The sequence below is a fragment of the Microbacterium radiodurans genome, from assembly GCF_008710705.1.
GTDB lineage: Bacteria > Actinomycetota > Actinomycetes > Actinomycetales > Microbacteriaceae > Microbacterium > Microbacterium radiodurans.
Genome location: NZ_VYRZ01000001.1, coordinates 933,248 through 952,492, shown reverse-complemented (window position 1 = coordinate 952,492; position 19,245 = coordinate 933,248). Strand labels below are relative to the sequence as shown.

The window sequence follows — 19,245 nt, the reverse complement described above, 5'->3', positions numbered from 1 at the left end:
GTCAGGAGGGGACGCGCTGCCAGGTGCCGCCGGTCCAGGCGATCGCACCGGCGGCCGCGAAGGCCTCGATCCAGCCGTCCATGGGCCAGCGACCCCACCGGCGCGCGAAGATCTCGCCGTTGCGGAGGATGTCGTCGAGGTGCTGCCACGGCGGTGACGTCGTCGGGTGATGCTGATGGTAGGCGTCCGCGCCGCCGACCCACAGCAGCGGGACGCCGGCGGAGCGCAGGGCGAAGGCGAAGTCGGTGTCCTCGCCGCCGTACCCCTCGTACGCGTCGTCGAAGCCGCCGACCGCCGCGAACGTCTCGGCGCCGAGCGCGAACGACAGCGACCAGAACAGCGGGTACTCCTCCTCGCCGGCGCGCTGTACCTCCCCCGGCGCCGGAACCGGACGGGCGGGATGCGGCGCGGTCGCCGCGCGCAGCTCGTCCGCGCCGAGCCCGGCCCCCGCCGGCAGGTAGGTCACCGGGCCGCAGAGAACGGCATCCCGATGCTCGTCGTGGGCGGATCGGTACCGGCGGACGAGATCCGCGCCCGGCACGCAGTCGGCATCGAGGAAGATCAGGAGTTCGGCGCCGGCACCGGCCGCCTCGCGCGCACCGGCGTTGCGGGCGGCCGCGAGCCTCAGCCCGGCCGCCCCGGGCGGCACCGTCAGGATCCGCTCCGCGTCGAGCTCGGGCGGATCATCGTCACCGACCCAGACCACCATGCGCGGTACGCCGCTGCCGGCGAGGGCAGCGAGCTGATTGCGCAGGTGCGCGACGCGCGGCGTCGAACACAGCGTCACGACGGCGGCGGGGGTCTTCGGCCCCGTCGTGCCGGCGCTCACGCCGCGGCTCCGCCGGTCGCCGCGGCCCCGGCGCACGCCGCGACCTCGGCCCCGCCGCCGGCGACCCGCGAGATCGCCTCGGCCGCTCGCTGCGCGGCTCCGGCGACCCGCCACCGCTCCCAGCGGGGCTCGAGGTGTCGCGCGCGTTCGACGAGGGCCGGCCACGCCGACGCCTCGGGCCAGTGCTCCGAGGCCACGGCCAGTCCGGCGCTGCCGAGCGTCCGCGCGGTCGCCCGCTGCTCGTCGAACGGCCGATCCTGCGGAATGACGACCGCCGGGGCGCCGGCGGCGGCGATGTCGGCGATCGCGTTCTGGCCGCACCACGACACCACGGTGCCCGCGGTCGTCAGCGCGCCCCAGGGGTCGTCGAGCCACGCGGCGCTCCCCGCGCCGAGCACGCGCCAGGTCCGGCCGGTGGCGCGTTCCGCGGCGGCGATGTCGGTCGCCGCCACCCCCGATCCGCCGCCCCCGCCGAGCAGGACGACGTCGTCGCCGCGCTCGGCGCCGACCTCTCGCCCGTCGAAACGACTGATGCCGCCGACCGCGTCGACGCGGTCGGCGTGCGGGGCGAGGTGCACCGGGAGTTCGATCCAGTCCGGCCAGGGCGCGACGATCCGCTCCGCCGCGGCGTAGGCGAGCCGGTGCGGCTCGTCGGAGCGATCGCCCGGCTGCGCGATGACGACGGTGCGCAGTCCCAGAAGCCGGGTGAGGAGCGTCACTTCGGCCGAGACGTCGACGACGAAGGCATCGACCGGCGCCGACGTCACGGCAGCGGCGATCGCCGCGAGCCGCGTTCGATGCCCGATGTGCCCGAGCGGGGCCCAGTGCAGCAGCCCGCGCGCCGTCGGATCGTCCTCGGGAAGCTGCGGCCGTGGCTGATCGTCGGGTGGCAGCTGCGTCCATGTCACGCGCGCCGGCAGCTCGGCCGGGCGGGCCAGCGAGCTGAAGCAGGCGATCTCGTGCGGCAGGTGCGCGGCGATCGCGCGCATCCGCGTGAGGTGCCCCCGGCCGTGGTGATGGACGTACCAGCCGATGCGTCCGCTCACGCCGGCATCTCCACGGGCACGGCGTCCCGATCGAATTCGCCGTACAGCCGCTCGAGGGCCGTGATGCGCGCCTCGATCGAGAAACGCTCGACCGCACGGGCCCGGATGCGCCGCCGGAGCGGCGCCCGCAGCCGCGGATCGTCCGAGACGGCGAGCATCTCGCGTGCGACAGCTGCCATCGCGTCGACGTCGCCGGCCTCGACCAGCTGCATCCCGATCGATGCCGCGGCGATCTCGGGAACGCCGCCGACGGCGAACCCGACCACGGGCGTGCCCGTCATGAGGGCCTCGGGACCGACGAGCCCGAACGGCTCCGCCCAGGCGGGAGTGGCCAGTGCCAGCGCCGACGAGCCCACGAGGCTCGCGAGCTCTTCCGGACGCAGCTCCCCGACGTAGCCGATGCCGCCGCCGAGGCGCGGCGCGATCATCTCGTCGGCGTACTGGCGGTCGCCGATGCGCCCGGCGATCGTGAGGGGGCGCCCCAGCGCACGGGCGACCTCGATCGCGAGGTGGGGCGCCTTCTCGGGCACGACGCGGCCGAACCAGACGAGTCCGTCGCCGCCGGCCCCGGGCCGCCACACGTCCGGATCCACGCCGTTGGGCAGGAGCGTCGACGCGACCCCGGCGCGCAGCCACTGCCGCCGCGTGTGCTCGCTCACGGAGAGGAAGACGCTGCCGCGGCGGCCCGCCGAGCGATGGGCCGAGACGAAGCCCGCATCGACGGGCGTGTGCAGCGTCGTCACCATCGGCACGCCGAGCGACGGCGCCATCCGCAGCGGCAGGGGATGCAGGCAATGGTTCGAGACGACGTCGTAGGCGTCGGCATCGGCGGCGATCGCCTCGAGCGCGCGCCGCAGCATCGGGACGCTCACGAGCTCGTACGCCGGCGGATACGTCTTGTCGGTGCGCACCGCATCCGCCGCCCACCCGAGCTCGGGCATCTCGAAGACGCTGCCGGGGACGACGTGCTCCGATCCGCGGACGGCGACGACGTCGACCCGGTGTCCGCGCGCCCGCAGCGCCTCGACCTCGGACCAGACCGCGGCCTCGAGACCGCCCGCGTGGGGCCGCGCGATCGGGAAGCGGAGGGGCGCGATGACGGCGATCCGCAGGCGCCTCACGAGGCACGTCCGCGGATGAGGTCGCGGTACAGCTGCGCGTGCGCGGCGGCGGTCGCGGCATCCGTCTCGCGCCGCATCGCGCGACGCTCGGCGGCGCGTTCGGCGCGGGCGAGCGAGCCGGGCCGAGCCGCCTCGCGGCCGGTGACGAGGGCGGTCAGCGCCTCGGCGAGCGCTGCCGCGTCGCCCGGCGCGAACGTGGCGGTCGAGCCGTCGTCGGGATGCTGGTCGGCGAAGCAGCCGACCGCGGGTGCGGCGACGGGGACGCCGAGGTCCCAGCACAGCTCGAGCCACCCCGAATGGGTGCCGGCTCGGTACGGCAGCACGCACGCGTCGAGTCCGGCCAGATCGGTGTGCAGCTCGGCATCCGACAGGCGGTCGTGCTCGACGAGCCGCACGTGCGCCGCCGTGCCCAAACGGCGGCGGATGTCGTCGCGCGCGTCGGGGTCGCGCACCGTCCGGTGCATCCTGACCTCCGCCGACGCATGCAGGCCGCCTGCGCGGAGCGTGTCGACGGCGTCGACCAGCAGCTCGGTGGCGCGCGCGCCGTCGGTGCCGGGGCGCAGATCCTTCAGGTGCATCCCGATGCGCAGCTCTTCGCCGACGGCGACCGCGGGCAGGTCCTCGTCGCCGATGATGGAGGGATGCGGCAGCACGACGGCCTCGCGACCCCAGCGTTCGCGGATCTCGGCCGCTGCGGCGCTGGTCAGCGTCACGAGCGCGTCCGCCCGCGGCACGATCTCGTCGAGCTGCGCGGCGTACGGCGACTGATCGCTCAGCTGCGGGTGGATCAGGTCGTGCACCGTGAAGACGACCGGCCATCCGGCGGCGTGCGCAGCGTCGAGGCAGGCGGTCAGATGCCCCGGGCCGAACGATTCCGTGCCGAAGTGGATGTGGAGCAGATCGACGTCGTCGGCCGCGGCGCGGATCCACGCCGGGTCGAGGACGACCGGTGGCCACCACACGCCCGCCGGAGCACCGGGGACCGGCGGATCGTCCTGCAGCTCGACACCGGCCGCGGCGGTGACGCGTCGGACGTACGGATGCCCCGCGGGCACCGCGGCGACGCGCACTCGGGACGATTCCGGCGCCACGGCCGAAGCGGCGGGGACGATCGCGATTGTCAGGGGTTCCTCCTCGGTGACCGGGCCCGGAGAAGTGGGCCCCGTGTCGGACGCTAGCTCCCCCGAGCCATCCGGCGCCGCTGTCTTGACCAGCGGGCGCGCGAGCGGTAACGATTGCCCGATGCCCGAGCCGATGTCCCCTCCGTCGCCGCCCTCCGAGAGGCCGACGGGATCCCCGAACCCGGCCGGCCGAGTCGATCCGCCGCTGCAGCTCGTGTGGGGCCCGGCCGGGCACGGGGTCACCGACTACGGCGCCGATGTCGCTCGGGCTGTCACCCGGGTCGTCGCGCAGGAGCCGCAGGACCGGGTCTCCGGTATCCGGATCGCGCGCGTCGCGAACCTGGACGAGGCACTCGGCGCCGCCGCCGATGCGACCCGCGTGCACCTCCACGTCACCGACCGCCTGCTCGGGTCGAGCCTCGAGGAGGCCGCCGACGCGCTCGAGCGGCTCGCCGCGGCATCCCGGGTCACCGTGACGCTCCACGACCTGCCGCAGGAATCCGACGGCACCGGGTACCCCCGGCGCGTCGCCGCGTATGCGCGTTTCGTCGCCGCGGCCGCGGGCGTCGTGGTCAACAGCGAGCACGAGCGACGCCTCGTCGCCGAGCATCTGCCCGGGTCGCCCGAGCCGCACGTCATCCCCCTGGGTGCGCGCGTCGCCGCCGCTCCCCCGTACCCCGCCGACCTCGGCACGACCGACCTCGTGGTCCTGCTGGCCGGGTACGTGTACCCGGGCAAGGGTCACGCGCTCGCCCTCGACGCCGCGAGCGACGCCGTCCGGGCACTCCGTGCGGACGGCCACCCCGTGGGTCGGCCGGTCGTCCGCGCCCTCGGCGGCGTCTCGCCCGGGCACGAGGCCGATCTTGCACTGCTGCAGCGCCGCGCGGACGAGCGCGGCGCCCGCCTCGAGGTGACGGGCTTCCTCGCGGACGCCGACTTCGCGGCGGCGATGCGGATGCCGGGGGTGCCGGTCGCCGCGCACGAGCACGTCTCGGCTTCGCGGTCGATGCTCGACTGGGTGGAGGCGGGCCGACGGCCGCTCGTCATCGCGTCGCGGTACAGCCGGGAGATGGCCGAGCTGCGTCCCGACACGACCGACGTCTTCGAGCCCGAGGATCTCGCAGACCGTCTGGTCGAGCGCTGGCTCGCGCCGGAGCGGACGCGCCTCGACGGTGCGAGGTCGCTGCGACCGAGCCTCGACGATGTCGCGGGCGACTACCTCGCGTGGTGGCGGACCGAGGCACCTCGATGACCGCGGCACGTCCCGCGGGGACGGCGCTGCCCGGCAACCGGTGGGACCTGCTCGACGGCCGGTGGCCCGCCGACCCGCCCGCCGTCTCGGTCATCGTGGCGCACTACCGGCAGCCCGACCAGCTCGCCCGCACCCTCGCGGCGCTCGCGAACCAGGACCATCCCCGCGACCGGCTGCAGATCATCGTCGCCGACGACGGCTCGCCCGAATCGCCCGCGGTGCCTCCGGGAGTCGACGTCGTGCGCCAGGAAGACGACGGCTTCCGCCTGGCCGCGGTGCGCAATCTCGGGGCCCGCGCGGCCCACGGCGACGTGCTCGTCTTCCTCGACGCCGACACGACCCCCGAGCCGGGGTTCGTCCGCGCGCTCACGCGCCTCCCCGCTCTCGCCCCCGACTGCGTGACGGTCGGTCGGCGCCGTCACGCCGAGCTCGCGGAGGTCGCGGGCGATCGGATCGCCGACGATGCGCCGGCGCTCGCCCTCCCCGAGCCGCGCTGGCTCGCCGCGGCGTACGAGCGCAGCGGCAACCTGCTCGACGCCGACGATCGCAGCTACCGGCACGTGATCGGCGCCGTCGTCGCCTGTTCGCGCACGATGTTCGACGCCACGGGTGGGTTCGACGAGTCCTTCACCCGGTACGGCGGCGAGGACTGGGAGTGGGCGTACCGCGCGTGGCTCCGGGGAGCGGTGCTCGCGCACGTCCCCGAAGCCGTCGCCTGGCACGACGGGCCGGATGCCGCGGCCCGCGACGCCGCGACGCTCGCCCGCGCCAACGACGAGACGATCCGGCTCGCAGACCTCATCCCGGTGCCCGGCTCCGCGGGTCGCGGCCTGCGGTCCGCATCGGTCGACGTCGCCGTCGTCCCGCCGCCCGGAGCCACCCCCGGGCAGCGCTTCATCTCGCTCGACAGCGCGCTCGCGGGCATCCCCGGTGCGGCGGCGGCGGCGGTCGAGCCGGGATGGCCCGGCGGCCTCGACGGGCCGGGATTCGACCGGGTCCGGCTGATCGTCGAGCTCCTCGTCCCGCTGCGCGTCACCGGCGACGACCTGCACGCGGGGCTCGAACGCATCGAGCGCGAACGACTCGGCTCACTCACGCTGAGATCCGAAGCCGGGGCGGAGCTCGTGCGCATCACCGCGGCCCGGGCGCAGGCACGCGCCGAGCGCTGGGGCCGAGGCGACCTGTTCGAGACCGACGCGGCCGCAGCTCCCGGCATCCTGCCGCTCACCGGCGAGCCGGATCTCGCCGCCTACCTCGGCGGGTGGGGCTGAGCGAAGGCGGTCACTCGGCCGGGTACCGCGCGGCGCGCAGCACCCGCGCGAGGTGCGCAGCATTGCGGGCGAGCGTCGCCGTCGTGGCCGCCACCGGCTCGGGCGTCTCGTCGAGGTCGTGGTAGTCGACGGTCTGCATCGCCTCGCCGTTCCAGTACGTGCCTCCCTGGGCGGGGATCGTGAAACCGACGTCGTTGAGCGCCTGGAAGATGTCGGCGGTGGCCTTGTGCGCGCCGTCCTCGTTTCCCACGACCGCCACCACCGCGACGCGATCGAACAGGATGGGGCGGCCGGCCTCGTCGGTCTCCGACAGTTCCGCGTCGAGGCGCTCGATGACCCGCTGCGCGAGGCTCGACGCGTGCCCGACCCACACCGGCGTGCCGAAGACGAGGATGTCGGCGGCCAGGATCTGCTCGCGCACCGCCGGCCACTCGTCGCCGTCGCCCATGTCGATCTCGACACCCGGCGCGACGTTCCGATCGACGATGCGCACCTGCTCGCCGGTGGCGCCGTGCTCGGCGAGGGCATCGAGCACCTGCCGGAGCATCAGCTCAGTGCTCGACGAGGCGGGCGAGGGCTTGAGGCTGCAGTTGAGTGCGAGGACGCGCAGCGGGGCATCGGTGGTCATGTCGGTTCCTTCCGTTCGCGCCATGATGCGCGGCGTGCCCCGTCGCCCACGATGGCCTTGACAGCCGCTGCGGGCGACGATGGTGCGCCGACGGCACGCAGCCGACGTCAGACCGAGATCGGAAGCGCGTCCGTCGTCGGAGCCCGGCGACCGGGTGTCGGCTCGGGAACGACGTACAGTCCGCTCGACGAGTTGGCGACCTTCGCGAGCGCCTCGAGCCAGTCGCGGTTGAGCTGCGGCGGCCGGTGCCCGTGGAACTTGAACTCGAGGTTCGCCGACGGATGGATCCACACCGAATGTCGCCCGTCGCCGACGCTCACATCGTCGCGCCAGCTGAAGAAGAAGCATTCGCTCCGGCGAAGCTTGCTTCCCATGACGTGCTGAAGGTGCGCGAGGGTGCGGTCCTCGATCTCCGTCTTCGACTGCCCGTTCCCGTAGATGAAGCGGCCCATGATGCCGCCTTCCCGGGACGCACGACGCCGATCCTCGGCCGCTCCGGGAGGGGACCGGAACTGGGAACCGTACGGCGTGGGCGCATCCCACTAACCATCCACGGTCCTCGTGTCCCGATCAGCTGTCAACGGGGAAGCGTGCATCGGACCACCACCGCAGTACACGCAGCGCCATGAGGGTCAGCCAGGGCGACGGCTCGCCCTCGGGCGCGTCGATAGGGAACCAGGTGCGGCCCGGGAGCACGGCTTCCTGGTGCCAGGTCCCGTCGGGATGCCGCGCGGCGCGCACCATCTCGACCGCGTCCGCCATCCGCGGGTCGGGACCGCGACCTCCGGATCGCGCGGCATCTCGGAAGTGGTCGAGCGCCGTCAACGAGCTGTACCGATGCCGCTCCGGGTAGGCGAAGGTCGTGACGAAGTCGCCGACGAGCTCGCCCGTCGACGCGCGGTACGCGAGCTTGCGCGCGAGGAGATACTCCTCACCGCGCGCGCGGCTGGCGCGCAGCATCCGGTCGCCCGTCTCCCGTTCGTAGGCGAGCATGCCGCGCAGGGCGTTCAGCGTCGAGTGGAACGACGACCGCACCGAGTCTCCTTCCTCGGCCTCGCAGTTCCAGCCGCCGTCGGCGAGCTGGTGCTCGGGGAACCACCGGGCGAGCGCCGAGACGTCGACACCGAGCCACGCGCCCGAGCCGAGCGTGAACGCATTGATGCAGACATCGACCTCGCCGCCCCAGAAGGGCAGATCGTCGTACTCCCACCGGCAGCTCTCGGCGAGCCGAGCGGCGGTGTCGCCGAGGGCGGGCGCGCCGACACCCCACTCGCGCAGGTCTTTCAGGCTCCAGCCCGTCGCCGTCCACGGCTGCTCCGCCTCCCGCGGGCGGCCCGTCTCGAACCACCCGCGGGGGAAGTGCGCACCGCCGGCCCACTGTCCGTCGGCGTCCTGGTGGGCGAGCAGTCGCGCGCCCATGCCCTCACGGGAGACGCGGGCGCGCGTCGCCTCCCACCGCTCCCGCGGCGCATCGACGAGATCCCGTTCCACCTGCCACCGCACAGCCGGGTCGCTCCCGAGCAGCCAGCCGATCACCTCGTCCCCGCGCATGGGGTCATTGTGGACCCCCGGCGACGAGGACGGCAGGGTCAGTCCTGCGCGATGACGACGACGCCGCGCGGCGCGACGACGACGGATGCCGTATCCCGCCGCTCGCCGGCTCCGGCGAGCAGTGCGCCGGCCGCCGGCACCGTGAGCTCGTCGTCCGTGCGGTTGGCGACGAAGGTGAACCGCGCGCCCGCTCCCGGTGCGCCGGCTGCGACGCGGACGATGACCTCGGCGCGCCCGTCGAGCGCGAGCGGGTCGGCCGCGAGCGCCGGCACGCCGTCCGCGAGCGCACGCAGCACCCACGCGGCACCCTCCCGGCCGACGGCGGCGGAGACGTAGGTCGCGCTGCCCGAGCCGACGGTGCGCCGCGTGATCGCGGCACCCCCGGCGAGGTCGGTGTCGGCGTAGGTCGCGAGCACTTCGACATCGTCGTCGACGCGGACGATGCGCTCGGTCCACTCGGTCGCGACGAGGCCGTTCGACAGCTCCGCCGACTCGCCCGCCAGGAGCGGCACGAACTCCTCGATCGTGAGTCCGAGCAGGTCGCGGAACGCCCCCGGGTACCCGCCGAGCCAGACGCGGTCGTTCTCGTCGACGACGCCCGAGAACCACGTCGTCACCAGCTGACCGCCGCCCGAGACGTATGCCTCGAGACGCTCGCGCAGCGCCGTCGGCACGACGTGGAGCATCGGCGCCACGACGACCTCGTACGCCGACCAGTCCGCACCCACCGGCACGACGTCGGCGCGGACGCCGAGATCGAGCAGCGCCCGATACCAGGCGAGGGTCTCGGCGTCGTAGGCGGGCGCCTCGGACGGGTGCGAGTCGCGCCCGCTCACCCACCACGACTCGTAGTCGAACACCACGGCCACGCGGGCCTTCTCGCGACGCGATCCGGTGATCGGCGCGAGGGCGCCCAGCTGCTCGCCGAGGCCCACGACGTCGCGGAAGACGCGGCTATCGGCCCCGGCGTGCGGCAGCATCGCGGAGTGGTAGCGCTCGCCGCCCGCGCGGGACTGGCGCCACTGGAAGTAGCAGACGGCGTCGGCGCCGTGGCCGACGTGGGTGAGCGCGTCGCGCTGGAGCTCGCCCGGGCGCTTGGGCGGGTTGACCGGCCGCCAGTTGACGGCGCTCGTGGCGTGCTCCATGAGGAACCACGGCCGCCCGCCGGCGAGGTTGCCGGTGAGGTTCGCCCAGAACGACAGGTCGTCGCGGCCGAGCTCGCCGGGGCGCAGGTAGTGATCGTTCGAGACGAAGTCGACGTCATCGACCCACGAGGCGTAGTCGATGTCGCGGACGTTCTGCGCGACCATGAAGTTCGTCGTGCGCGGGATGCCGGGGGTCAGCTCGGCGAGCACCGCGTTCTCGGCCCGGAGGTGATCGCGGACGGCATCCGATGAGAAGCGCTCGAAGTCGAGCTGCTGCCCGGGGTTGCGCTGCGTCGGCGCGGTCCGCGGCGGAAGGATCTCGTCCCACGCGCCGTAGTGCTGCGACCAGAAGGCGGTCCCCCACGCGTCGTTGAGGGCGTCGAGGGTCTCGTACCGCTCCTGCAACCAGACGCGGAATGCCCGCGCGGCGTCGTCGGAGAAGTCGTAGAGGTTGTGGCATCCGAGCTCGTTCGAGATGTGCCACGCGACGATCGCCGGGTGGTCGCCGTAGCGCTCGGCGAGGGCGCGGGTCAGACGCAGCGCGTGCTCGCGGAACACCGGCGAGGTCGGCCGCCAGTGCTGGCGGGCACCGGGCCAGAGCGTGGTGCCGTCGATCGTCTGCGGCAGGATCTCGGGATGCCGGTGGGCGAGCCACGGCGGCGGCGACGCGGTCGCGGTGGCGAGATCGACGTCGATGCCGTTCTCGTGCAGGAGGTCGATGATCTCGTCGAGCCATCCGAAGTCGTACTCGCCCGGACGGGGCTCGAGAAGCGCCCACGAGAAGATGCCGAGCGAGACGATGTTCACGCCCGCCTCGCGCATCCGCTGGACGTCGTCGTCCCAGACTTCGCGCGGCCACTGCTCGGGGTTGTAGTCGGCCCCGTAGCGGAGCCGGCCCGGCCCGAGCGTCCCGTCCTTGACCCAGCGATACGTCGCGTCATCCATAGCCATGCCGACAGCATAGATGAAAAACGTGCAGGTGCACGGTTTACGGTGCTCTACGCTCGGGGAATGGCCGAGGATGCGCCCACGGGGCGGGGACCGTACGCGAAGAGCGCGTTGCGGCGCGCCGAGATCATCGACTCCGCGATCTCGGTGTTCGGCACCCACGGCTACCGGGGCGGCTCGCTGCGGCAGATCGCGAAGCAGCTCGACCTCGGCCTCACGACGGTGATGCACCACTTCCCGACGAAGGTCGCGCTGCTCGCGGCCGTGCTCGACCAGGAGGATGCCGCCGACACCGACTTCCTCGACCGTTCGGCGCGCGACGGGTTCCTCCCCACCGTCCTCGCGATCGTCGAGCGGAACCTCGCCCGGCGCGAGCTCGTCCGGATGTTCGCGATCGTCTCGGCCGAGGCGACGCACCCCGAGCACGAGGCGCACGCGTGGCTGCGGCGGCGCTACACGACCGTCGTGGCCGACTACGCCACAGCGATCGTGGCCGACCGGCGACTCGGCCGCATCCGCACGACGATCGACGAGCACATGCTCGCCGACCTCGTCATCGGCGGGTGGGAGGGCATCCAGGTGCGGTGGCTCGCCGACGGCACCGACCCCGTGGCCGCCATGCGCGCGCTCATGCTCGCCCTGCTCGACCCCGCCGAGGACTGACGGTGCCCGGGCGATGGACCACCCCACCGCCCAACCCGCGCGGCGATACATCCGTCGGACCGCTGGGGCGCGCGACGCCGCCACCCGGCGGCGAGACCCCGCCAGCCCCACGCGTCCGACGAACGTATCGCGGTGGGCGGGTCAGCGGCCCGCGATCATGGCGCCGTATCCCTCGACGAACGTCGGGAACTCGAGCTCGCCGACGATCTCGAGCAGACGCGAGCCGTCGAGCACGGTCCCGCGCCGCGCGCGCGGGTCGACCTCGGCACGGGGCGGGATGTCGACGCCGAGGCGCTCGGCGATGAACGAGACGACCTCGCCGAGCGTCGCGGGGCGGCGATCGACGGCGTGGAGGGTCCGCGGGGGCTCCGCCGCGGCGAGCACCGCCTCGAGCGCACGGACGAGGTCGTGCTCGTGGATGCGGTTCGTCCGGCGGTCGTGGTCGACGGGCTCACCCGCGAGCACCTGCCGGATCAGTCGCTCGCGGCCGGGTCCGTAGATGCCGGCGGGGCGCACGACGACGGCGTCGAAGATCTCGCGCGCGGCCTCCTCGCCGTCGATGAGCTCCTGCCCGCGTCCGCTCGTGACGCGCGGCTCGTCGCTCTCGTCGAGTGGCCGCTCGTCGCCCCACCCCTCGAACACCCGGGTCGACGAGACGAACACGGTGCGGGACGGCGGCGCCGGCAGAGCGGCCGCGACCCGCTCGAGGGCGGACCGGTAGAAGCCCCGGTCATCGCCCGGCGGCAGGGTCACGACGAGCGCATCGGCGGCGGGGAGGACGGTGTCGAGCGGCCGCGAGACATCGGCGACGAGGGGGACGAACGAGCCGCGGATGCCGGCCGCCGTGCGACGGACCGCGGTGACCTCGTGGCCGCCCGCGACGAGTCGCTCACCGAGCCGGGACCCGACCTTGCCCGAGCCGATCAGGAGGATGCGCTGCGCTGCCATGTGCTCATCCTCGCAGGCGGGCCGAGGCCGGGGGCCGGCCGCCCCGGGGCTCTCAGCGAGTCGATACCGAACCGAACAGGCGCGCGATCGGAACCAGGACGAGGGGGCGTGCGGCGATCCAGCCGCCCGCCATCACCGCGAGCGAGGCGACGAAGATCCAGAAGCCCGTCGCGTCGGCCGCGACGGCGCCGGGGTCGGTCGACCCGCGCGCGACGTACATGTGGTTGAGGTTCCGAAGCGCCCCGGTGGCGAGGACGAGGGCGACGTGCACGACGATGAACCCGACGAAGAAGAGCATCACCGGGAAGTGCACCCGACGCGCCCACTCCACCGGGTACGCGCGGTTGAGCGCCGCCGCTCGCCGGGGCCACACCGCGCTCATCCGCACGCCCGAGACGATCGCGAGCGGCGCCGCGACGAACGTGACGGCGAAGTAGGCGAGCTGCTGCAGGCTGTTGTAGTTCACCCACCCGTTCTCGGTCGGCCACTCGAGCGAGGCGTACTGCAGCGCCGCCGACACCGCATGGGGTACGACGTCCCACGACGTCGGCACGATCCGCATCCACTGCCCCGTGGCGAACAGCAGCACGACGAACACGATGCCGTTGGCCACCCACAGCACATCGAGCGCCTGGTGGAACCAGAGCGCGAGGCTCATCTTGCGGGCGCCCGGTCGGCGCGGCGTCCAGAAGGCCGAGGGCCGCTTGTCGCGTCGCACCTGCAGTCCGGACCGGATGATCAGCAGCAGGAAGAAGGCGTTGAGGAAGTGCTGCCATCCGAGCCACGCCGGCAGCCCGACCGGTGCGCCCTCGGGCAGGGGGTACTCGCCCGGGTACGTCGCGACGAAGCTCTGCAGGGGTTCGGTCGACAGCAGCCAGCGCGTCGCGAGCACGATCATGCCGACCGCGAACACCAGGGCGACCCCCGTCACCGCGAGCGCGCCGATCCACTGCACGCGGGTGAACGGACCGAGTCGCCGGGGTTCGGCCGGCGGGTCGGGGCGGACGGATGCCGCACGCCCCGGGAACACGGTCGGGCGGAAGCCGAGGGGTGCGCGCGGTCCCGAGGGGATGCCGACGACCGCCGTCGGGTTCGGGACGGCCGCGTCCGGCGGCCAGGGGTCGCCGCCCGCGACGCGCGGCAGTCCGCGGCGCACGCGCACCGTGCCTCCGCGCGCTCCGCGCGCGCCACTCGGGCCGCCCGCGCCGCTCGGGCCGCCCGCGCCGCTCGGGCCGCCCGCGCCGCTCGGGCCGGGAGCGGCCTTCGCCCCCGCCCGGCCGCGCGCCTCGACGACCGGAGCCGTGCTCGAGCCCGCCGCGAGGTCCGCGCTCGGCTCGGTGATCAGCCGACCGGGCGCGTGGGGCGCGGTCACCGGGCGCTCCGCCGGCGGCGGCCACGGCTCGCCTCCGGGCACCCTCGGCAGGCCTCGACGCAGCGTCGCCGACATCTCAGCCCCGCTTCTCGGCGAGAGCCTCGAGGAGCTGCGGCACGACGGCGAAGACGTCGCCGACGACGCCGAAGTCCGCGATCCGGAAGATCGGAGCGTCGGGATCCCGGTTGATCGCAACGATCGTGCCGGCGGTCTGCATGCCCGCGCGGTGCTGTATGGCACCCGAGATGCCGAGAGCGACATACAGCTGCGGCGACACCGACACACCCGTCTGCCCAACCTGGTGGGCGGCGGGGATGTATCCGGCATCCACCGCGGCACGCGAGGCCCCGATCGCTGCCCCGAGGGCATCCGCGAGCTGTTCGACGAGGGCGAACTTCTCGGCGGATCCGAGCCCGCGCCCGCCCGACACGACCCGCGCGGCACCGCGGAGCTCGGGGCGCGACGAGGTGCGCGCCGTCGCGGCCTCCGAGACGACGACCGCCGCCGGCATGTCCGAGGCGACGACGGACAGCGCCTCGACGACCACGTCGGCGACGTCGACCGCCTCGAGACGATCGGCGACGGCGCCCTCGCGCAGGGTCACGACGAGGGGTCCGAAGGTGGCAGCCGAGTCGACGGTGTACGAACCACCCCAGACGGAATGGTGCGCGATGACCCCTTCGTCGTCGCGCCCGAGGCCGATCGCGTCGACGGCGAGCGGGGCGCGCAGCCGCACGGCGAGCCGGCCCGCGGCGTCGCGACCGTCGGCCGAGTCCGGAACCACGACGACGGCCGGGGCGAGGAGGGCGACGGCCGCGGCCAGAGCATCGACCGTCGGCACGCCGACCCTCCCGCGCTCCGCCTCGGCGGTCAGCACACGGCGGACGCCCCAGGCTCCCGCCTCGGCGGCGCGCGCCGCCACGTCCGGGCCGACGACGAGCGCGACCGGATCGCCGACCCGGGCTGCCGCGGCGATGAGGCCCGCGCCCGCGGGTGACAGGCCGCCCGCGGGCACCGTCTCGAGGAGCACGAGCACCGCAGAGCCCGGGGTGGTGGCCACTGTGTCGGTCATGCTGTCCTCCGTCACGCCAGCCGGTTCTCGATCAGGTACTGCGCGAGGCGGATGCCGGCATCCCCCTCGTCGGTGATCGTCGTCCCCGCCGCCCGCGGGGGCGCCGCGGCGGCGGCGGTCACGATCGCGTAGGCCGAGGCGCCCGGGTCGACCGAGACCCCGAGCTCGGCGACACTCACGGTCTCGTAGAGCTTCTTCTTCGCGGCGATGATGTTCTTGAAGCTGGCCATGCGGGCGTCCGGGAGCGCCTCGGTGACCGACACGACGGCCGGAAGCGTCGCCGAGAGTAGAGCGGTCGATGCGTCGGTGATCCGCGTGCCGCTCACCTCGCCGTCAGAGATCGTCACCGACGAAAGACCGGTCAGGTGCGGCATCCGCAGGTGCTCGGCGAGCATTGCGGCGAGCACGCCGCCGCCGCCGTCGGTCGAGCGGTCGCCGGTGATGACCAGGTCCGCGCCGACACGGCGGACCGCCGCGGCGAGCACCTCGGCGGTGAGCCCGAGATCGGCACCGACCAGCTCGGGATCGACGATATGCACGGCCGACGAGGCCCCCAGGGCGAGCGCCCGTCGAACGGATGCCGCGGCCTCCGCCGGCGCCATCATCACGACGACGACCTCGGTTCCCTCGTTCGCATCGGCGTGCGACATCGCGAGTTCGAGGGCCCGCTCGCAGATCTCGTCGAGCACCCGCTCACCGGCGCCGCGGACGATGAGACCGGTCTCGAGGTCGAGCGTTCGGTCCCCCCAGGTGTCGGGGACTTCCTTCGTCAGGACGGCGATCTTCATCGATGGTTCCTCAGCGGCGGGGCGGGATCACACGGGCACGGGTCAGAAAGGCTCCGGGACGGCGGGCGGGTCGGCGAAGTCTCCGGCGCCCCGACGGAGGCGGGCGAGCAGGCGGACGAGGTCCAGCGTCTCCGCACCCGGCAGGCCGACGTCGGCGAACACCTCCGCGTTGAGGGCGGCGGTCGCCTGCTCGACGAGCTCGCGCCCGGGCGGCGAGATCCGCAGCAGCAGCGCCCGGCCGTCCTCGGGATGCCGCTCCCGCTCGACGAGGCCGTCGCGCTCGAGCCGTGCGACGGTGCTCGTCATGCTGGTCGGGTGGACCTGGAGCCGGCGCACGGCGCTCGAGGTCGGCAGCACGCCCTCGCGCGTGAAGGCCAGCAGACGCAGCAGCTCGAACCGGGCGAAGGACAGGTCGAAGGGCCGGAGGGCGCGGTCGACGCGCTGCATCAGGAGCTGCTGCGCGCGGATGATCGAGGTGACCGCCGACATCCCGACCGCGGCCTCGGCCCACCCGTGGTCGACCCATTGCCGTCGCGCCTCCGCGATCGGATCGACGGGCAGCCTCGACGCGCTCATCAGCGGTGCCGGAACTGCGGGGTCCGCTTGTCGCGGAAGGCGGCCATGCCCTCGGTCTGGTCTTCGAGGGCGAACGCCGACGTGAACGCCTGCTTCTCGCTCGCCAGGCCCTGCGCGAGGGTCGTCTCCTGCGCCGCCCGCAGCGCGGCCTTCGCCGCATAGACGACCGGAAGCGACTTGGCGGCGATCGTCTCACCCACGCGCGTGGCCTCGGCGAGCAGCTCGGCGGCCGGGACGATCCGCGAGACGAGGCCCGCGCGCTCGGCCTCGTCCGCCGCCATCGTGCGGCCGGTGAGGACGAGCTCCGCCGCCTTGTACGCCCCGATCGCGCGGGGCAGCCGCTGCGTGCCGCCGATGCCGGGGATCACGCCGAGGTTGATCTCGGGCTGTCCGAACACCGCGGTGTCGGCCGCGAGGATGATGTCGCACATCATCGCCAGCTCGCAGCCGCCGCCGAGCGCGTAGCCGGCGACCGCGGCGATCACCGGGGTCCGCAGGCGCCCGAACTCGCCGAATCGCGCGAAGGGATCGTCGAGGAACATGTCGACGTAGCTCTGGTCGGCCATCTCCTTGATGTCGGCGCCGGCGGCGAATGCCTTCTCCGATCCGGTGACCACGATCGCGCCGATGCCCGGGTCGTCGTCGAACGCTCGCGCGGCCGTCACGAGCTCGCCGACGAGCGCGCGGTTCAACGCGTTCAGCGCCTCTGGCCGGTTCAGGGCGATGTAGCCGACACGATTCTCGGCGCGGGTCAGGATGTTCCGGTACTCGGTGTTCTCGTGATCGACGTTCTGGGTGTCGGCCATGCTCAGGCGCCTCGTTCCTCGGTTGTCACGCTCGCGGATCCGATCGCCGAACGCGAGCGGATCTCCTCGATGATGCCCGAGAAGTCGCGCGAGCCGCCGTCTCCCGCGGCGTAATCGGCGTAGATGCGTCGCGCGAGCAGCCCGAGCTGCGCGTCGACGCCCGTCACGTGGATCGCCTCCTCGGCGAGGCCCAGGTCCTTCGACATCAGCGCGCCGGCGAATCCCGCCGCGTAGTCCCGGTTCGCCGGGCTCGTGGGCACCGGGCCGGGCACGGGACAGTTGGTCGTGAGCGCCCAGCACTGTCCCGACGCGCCCGACGCGACCTCGAACAGCGCCTCGTGCGCGAGTCCCAGCCGCTCCCCCAGGACGAACGCCTCCCCGACGACGATCTGCGATACCCCGAGGATCATGTTGTTGCAGACCTTCGCCGCCTGGCCGAGCCCCGACCCGCCGCAGTGGACGATGCGCGAGCCCATGAGCTCCAGCACCGGCCGGACCGCCGCGAACTCCGCGTCGCCGGCGCCCACCATGAAGGTGAGGGTCGCCGCGGTCGCCCCGACGACGCCGCCCGAGACCGGGGCGTCGACCGCCCGATGGCCGGCGGCCACGGCGAGCGCCGCAGCCTCGCGTGCGTCGTCGACCGCGATCGTCGAGCAGTCGACGAAGAGGGTCCCGGGTGCCGCGGCCCCCAGCAGGCCGCCGCGGTAGGCCTCGAGCACGTGGCGGCCGCTCGGCAGCATCGTCAGGACGACGTCGGCGCCGCGAACCGCTTCCGTCGCCGACTCCGTGACGCGGATGCCGGCCGCCGTCGCCGCGTCGAGGGCCGCCGGCACGACGTCGAAGCCGCGCACGTCGACGCCGGCGCGCACGAGGTTCGCCGCCATCGGAGCACCCATGTGGCCGAGGCCCAGGAAGGCGAGGACGGTCACGACAGACCCTTCGCCGAGGCCTCGAGTTCGGCGCGGCCGACGATCAGCCGCATGATCTCGTTCGTGCCCTCGAGGATCTGGTGCACGCGCAGATCGCGGACGACCCGCTCGATGCCGTAATCCTGCAGGTAGCCGTAGCCCCCGTGGAGCTGGAGCGCGGCATTCGCGACCTCGAAGGCGGCGTCGGTCGCGAACCGCTTCGCTGCGGCGCACGTCACCGCGGCGCCCGCGATCCCGGCGTCGAGGTCGGCCGCCGCGGTCTGCAGCAGCGCCCGGGCGGCGCGGAGCTGCGTCTCCATGTCGCCGACGATGAGGACGACGCTCGGGTTGGCGGCGAGCGGCGCGCCGAAGGCCTCGCGATCGCGGACGTGGGCCACCGCGCGATCGAGTGTCCACTGCGCCCCGCCCAGCGAGCATGCGGCGATGTTGAGCCGGCCGCCGTTGAGTCCCTTCATCGCGATGCCGAAGCCGTCGCCCTCGGCGCCCAGGCGATTGCCGACGGGAACGCGGACCCCGTCGAGGACGACCTGACGCGTGGGCTGGGCGTTCCAGCCCATCTTCCGCTCACTCGGTCCGAACGACAGGCCCGCGGCATCGCCCGGGACGACGATCGCACTGATTCCGTGCGGCCCCGGGCCCCCGGTACGCGCCATCACGACGTACACGGATGACGCACCGGCGCCCGAGATGAACTGCTTCACCCCGGTGAGGACGTACTCGTCCCCCTCCCGCCGCGCCGACGTCGTGAGCGCGGCGGCATCGGATCCGGCTCCCGGCTCGGTGAGGCAGTAGCTGGCGAGGTCGGTCATCGCCACCAGGCCCGGCAGCCAGCGCGCGCGCTGCTGCTCGTCGCCGAAGGCGTCGATCATCCAGGCCACCATGTTGTGGATCGAGATGTAGGCCGCGACCGCGGTGTCGCCCTTCGCGAGCTCCTCGAAGATCGCGATCGAGTCCGAGCGCGTGAGGCCCGAGCCGCCGGAGTCCTCGCTCACGCAGATGCCGCCGAGCCCGAGGTCGCCGGCTCGGCGCAGCGCGTCGATCGGGAAGATCTTCTGGGCGTCCCGCTCGCCGGCGAATGGCGCGAGCTCGGCGTCCGAGAACTCGCGCACCGCCGAGACCAGCTCCCGGCGGTCGTCGATCGTCGTATCCATCGTCATCGTCTCGTCCTCCTCATCACGT

General features: G+C 73.8%; 19 protein-coding genes. 3 read left to right on the top strand and 16 right to left on the bottom strand.

Going from position 1 to position 19,245, the window contains the following annotated elements; translation table 11 throughout:
* Window position 1: 1 nt before the first annotated feature.
* Genes F6B42_RS04380 through F6B42_RS04365 form a run of 4 tightly spaced genes read right to left on the bottom strand, consistent with a single transcriptional unit; the run spans window position 2 to window position 4,066 of the window.
* Window positions 2–829, bottom strand: coding sequence for a glycosyltransferase family 2 protein (locus F6B42_RS04380; RefSeq protein WP_223878336.1), 828 nt, complete (start codon window positions 827–829; stop codon window positions 2–4).
* The gene (locus tag F6B42_RS04375) at window positions 826–1,875 is read right to left on the bottom strand and encodes a hypothetical protein (RefSeq protein WP_150418336.1); all 1,050 of its coding nucleotides are present in this window, start codon (window positions 1,873–1,875) and stop codon (window positions 826–828) included. The genes F6B42_RS04380 and F6B42_RS04375 overlap by 4 nt, the downstream gene beginning before the upstream one ends.
* Entirely contained in the window at window positions 1,872–2,996 is a 1,125-nt protein-coding gene (locus F6B42_RS04370; protein WP_150418335.1) for a glycosyltransferase, read from the bottom strand. The genes F6B42_RS04375 and F6B42_RS04370 overlap by 4 nt, the downstream gene beginning before the upstream one ends.
* Window positions 2,993–4,066 carry a glycosyltransferase gene (locus F6B42_RS04365; RefSeq protein WP_223878335.1) on the bottom strand — a complete coding sequence of 358 codons (1,074 nt, stop codon included), beginning with the start codon at window positions 4,064–4,066 and terminating at the stop codon, window positions 2,993–2,995. Before F6B42_RS04365 ends, F6B42_RS04370 begins: the two co-directional genes overlap by 4 nt.
* A gap of 172 nt (window positions 4,067–4,238) precedes the next feature.
* Here F6B42_RS04365 and F6B42_RS04360 point away from each other — a divergent pair, with 172 nt between their 5' ends.
* Window positions 4,239–5,369, top strand: coding sequence for a hypothetical protein (locus tag F6B42_RS04360; protein WP_223878334.1), 1,131 nt, complete (start codon window positions 4,239–4,241; stop codon window positions 5,367–5,369).
* On the top strand, window positions 5,366–6,640 hold the full coding sequence (locus F6B42_RS04355; RefSeq protein ID WP_150418334.1) for a glycosyltransferase: 1,275 nt from the start codon (window positions 5,366–5,368) through the stop codon (window positions 6,638–6,640). Before F6B42_RS04360 ends, F6B42_RS04355 begins: the two co-directional genes overlap by 4 nt.
* Window positions 6,641–6,650: 10 nt before the next feature.
* Here F6B42_RS04355 and F6B42_RS04350 read toward each other — a convergent pair whose 3' ends face one another.
* The 4 genes from F6B42_RS04350 to F6B42_RS04335 form a co-directional block, all read right to left on the bottom strand.
* A complete protein-coding gene (locus F6B42_RS04350) occupies window positions 6,651–7,268 on the bottom strand; it encodes a flavodoxin family protein (RefSeq protein ID WP_150418333.1) in 618 nt (205 codons plus the stop codon).
* A 107-nt stretch (window positions 7,269–7,375) separates the two neighbouring features.
* Window positions 7,376–7,720 (bottom strand): DUF7882 family protein, encoded by a 345-nt coding sequence (locus tag F6B42_RS04345; RefSeq protein WP_150418332.1) that lies wholly within the window; start codon window positions 7,718–7,720, stop codon window positions 7,376–7,378.
* A gap of 118 nt (window positions 7,721–7,838) precedes the next feature.
* Window positions 7,839–8,819, bottom strand: coding sequence for a squalene cyclase (locus tag F6B42_RS04340; protein WP_150418331.1), 981 nt, complete (start codon window positions 8,817–8,819; stop codon window positions 7,839–7,841).
* A gap of 38 nt (window positions 8,820–8,857) precedes the next feature.
* Window positions 8,858–10,909, bottom strand: coding sequence for a beta-galactosidase (locus F6B42_RS04335; protein WP_150418669.1), 2,052 nt, complete (start codon window positions 10,907–10,909; stop codon window positions 8,858–8,860).
* 66 nt (window positions 10,910–10,975) lie between these two features.
* On the opposite strand from F6B42_RS04335, the gene F6B42_RS04330 reads away from it, so the two are divergent.
* On the top strand, window positions 10,976–11,575 hold the full coding sequence (locus F6B42_RS04330) for a TetR/AcrR family transcriptional regulator (protein ID WP_150418330.1): 600 nt from the start codon (window positions 10,976–10,978) through the stop codon (window positions 11,573–11,575).
* A 141-nt stretch (window positions 11,576–11,716) separates the two neighbouring features.
* Here F6B42_RS04330 and F6B42_RS04325 read toward each other — a convergent pair whose 3' ends face one another.
* From F6B42_RS04325 to F6B42_RS04290, 8 genes are all read right to left on the bottom strand, one after another.
* Window positions 11,717–12,523: a Rossmann-fold NAD(P)-binding domain-containing protein gene (locus F6B42_RS04325; RefSeq protein WP_150418329.1), complete on the bottom strand. Its 807-nt coding sequence runs from the start codon at window positions 12,521–12,523 to the stop codon at window positions 11,717–11,719.
* Between the two features lie 52 nt (window positions 12,524–12,575).
* The gene (locus F6B42_RS04320; RefSeq protein ID WP_223878332.1) at window positions 12,576–13,895 is read right to left on the bottom strand and encodes a cytochrome b/b6 domain-containing protein; all 1,320 of its coding nucleotides are present in this window, start codon (window positions 13,893–13,895) and stop codon (window positions 12,576–12,578) included.
* Between the two features lie 76 nt (window positions 13,896–13,971).
* A complete protein-coding gene (locus tag F6B42_RS04315; RefSeq protein ID WP_150418327.1) occupies window positions 13,972–14,967 on the bottom strand; it encodes an electron transfer flavoprotein subunit alpha/FixB family protein in 996 nt (331 codons plus the stop codon).
* An 11-nt stretch (window positions 14,968–14,978) separates the two neighbouring features.
* Window positions 14,979–15,755, bottom strand: a complete 777-nt coding sequence (locus F6B42_RS04310; RefSeq protein ID WP_150418326.1) for an electron transfer flavoprotein subunit beta/FixA family protein — start codon at window positions 15,753–15,755, stop codon at window positions 14,979–14,981.
* Window positions 15,756–15,797: 42 nt separating this feature from the next.
* Window positions 15,798–16,331 (bottom strand): MarR family transcriptional regulator, encoded by a 534-nt coding sequence (locus F6B42_RS04305; protein ID WP_150418325.1) that lies wholly within the window; start codon window positions 16,329–16,331, stop codon window positions 15,798–15,800.
* On the bottom strand, window positions 16,331–17,137 hold the full coding sequence (locus F6B42_RS04300; RefSeq protein ID WP_150418324.1) for an enoyl-CoA hydratase-related protein: 807 nt from the start codon (window positions 17,135–17,137) through the stop codon (window positions 16,331–16,333). The genes F6B42_RS04305 and F6B42_RS04300 overlap by 1 nt, the downstream gene beginning before the upstream one ends.
* 2 nt (window positions 17,138–17,139) lie before the next feature.
* Window positions 17,140–18,066, bottom strand: a complete 927-nt coding sequence (gene mmsB / locus F6B42_RS04295) for a 3-hydroxyisobutyrate dehydrogenase (protein WP_223878331.1) — start codon at window positions 18,064–18,066, stop codon at window positions 17,140–17,142.
* Window positions 18,063–19,217: an acyl-CoA dehydrogenase family protein gene (locus F6B42_RS04290; protein ID WP_396652444.1), complete on the bottom strand. Its 1,155-nt coding sequence runs from the start codon at window positions 19,215–19,217 to the stop codon at window positions 18,063–18,065. Before F6B42_RS04290 ends, mmsB begins: the two co-directional genes overlap by 4 nt.
* Window positions 19,218–19,245 lie beyond the last annotated feature (28 nt).

What these genes read in the sequence shown, in the direction of transcription:
- F6B42_RS04360 (WP_223878334.1), top strand. Translation starts at nt 4,239, where the DNA reads ATGCCCGAGCCGATGTCCCCTCCGTCGCCGCCCTCCGAGAGGCCGACG.
- F6B42_RS04355 (WP_150418334.1), top strand. Translation starts at nt 5,366, where the DNA reads ATGACCGCGGCACGTCCCGCGGGGACGGCGCTGCCCGGCAACCGGTGG.
- F6B42_RS04350 (WP_150418333.1), bottom strand. Translation starts at nt 7,268, where the DNA reads ATGACCACCGATGCCCCGCTGCGCGTCCTCGCACTCAACTGCAGCCTC.
- F6B42_RS04345 (WP_150418332.1), bottom strand. Translation starts at nt 7,720, where the DNA reads ATGGGCCGCTTCATCTACGGGAACGGGCAGTCGAAGACGGAGATCGAG.
- F6B42_RS04340 (WP_150418331.1), bottom strand. Translation starts at nt 8,819, where the DNA reads ATGCGCGGGGACGAGGTGATCGGCTGGCTGCTCGGGAGCGACCCGGCT.
- F6B42_RS04335 (WP_150418669.1), bottom strand. Translation starts at nt 10,909, where the DNA reads ATGGATGACGCGACGTATCGCTGGGTCAAGGACGGGACGCTCGGGCCG.
- F6B42_RS04330 (WP_150418330.1), top strand. Translation starts at nt 10,976, where the DNA reads ATGGCCGAGGATGCGCCCACGGGGCGGGGACCGTACGCGAAGAGCGCG.
- F6B42_RS04325 (WP_150418329.1), bottom strand. Translation starts at nt 12,523, where the DNA reads ATGGCAGCGCAGCGCATCCTCCTGATCGGCTCGGGCAAGGTCGGGTCC.
- F6B42_RS04315 (WP_150418327.1), bottom strand. Translation starts at nt 14,967, where the DNA reads ATGACCGACACAGTGGCCACCACCCCGGGCTCTGCGGTGCTCGTGCTC.
- F6B42_RS04310 (WP_150418326.1), bottom strand. Translation starts at nt 15,755, where the DNA reads ATGAAGATCGCCGTCCTGACGAAGGAAGTCCCCGACACCTGGGGGGAC.
- F6B42_RS04305 (WP_150418325.1), bottom strand. Translation starts at nt 16,331, where the DNA reads ATGAGCGCGTCGAGGCTGCCCGTCGATCCGATCGCGGAGGCGCGACGG.
- F6B42_RS04300 (WP_150418324.1), bottom strand. Translation starts at nt 17,137, where the DNA reads ATGGCCGACACCCAGAACGTCGATCACGAGAACACCGAGTACCGGAAC.
- F6B42_RS04290 (WP_396652444.1), bottom strand. Translation starts at nt 19,217, where the DNA reads ATGGATACGACGATCGACGACCGCCGGGAGCTGGTCTCGGCGGTGCGC.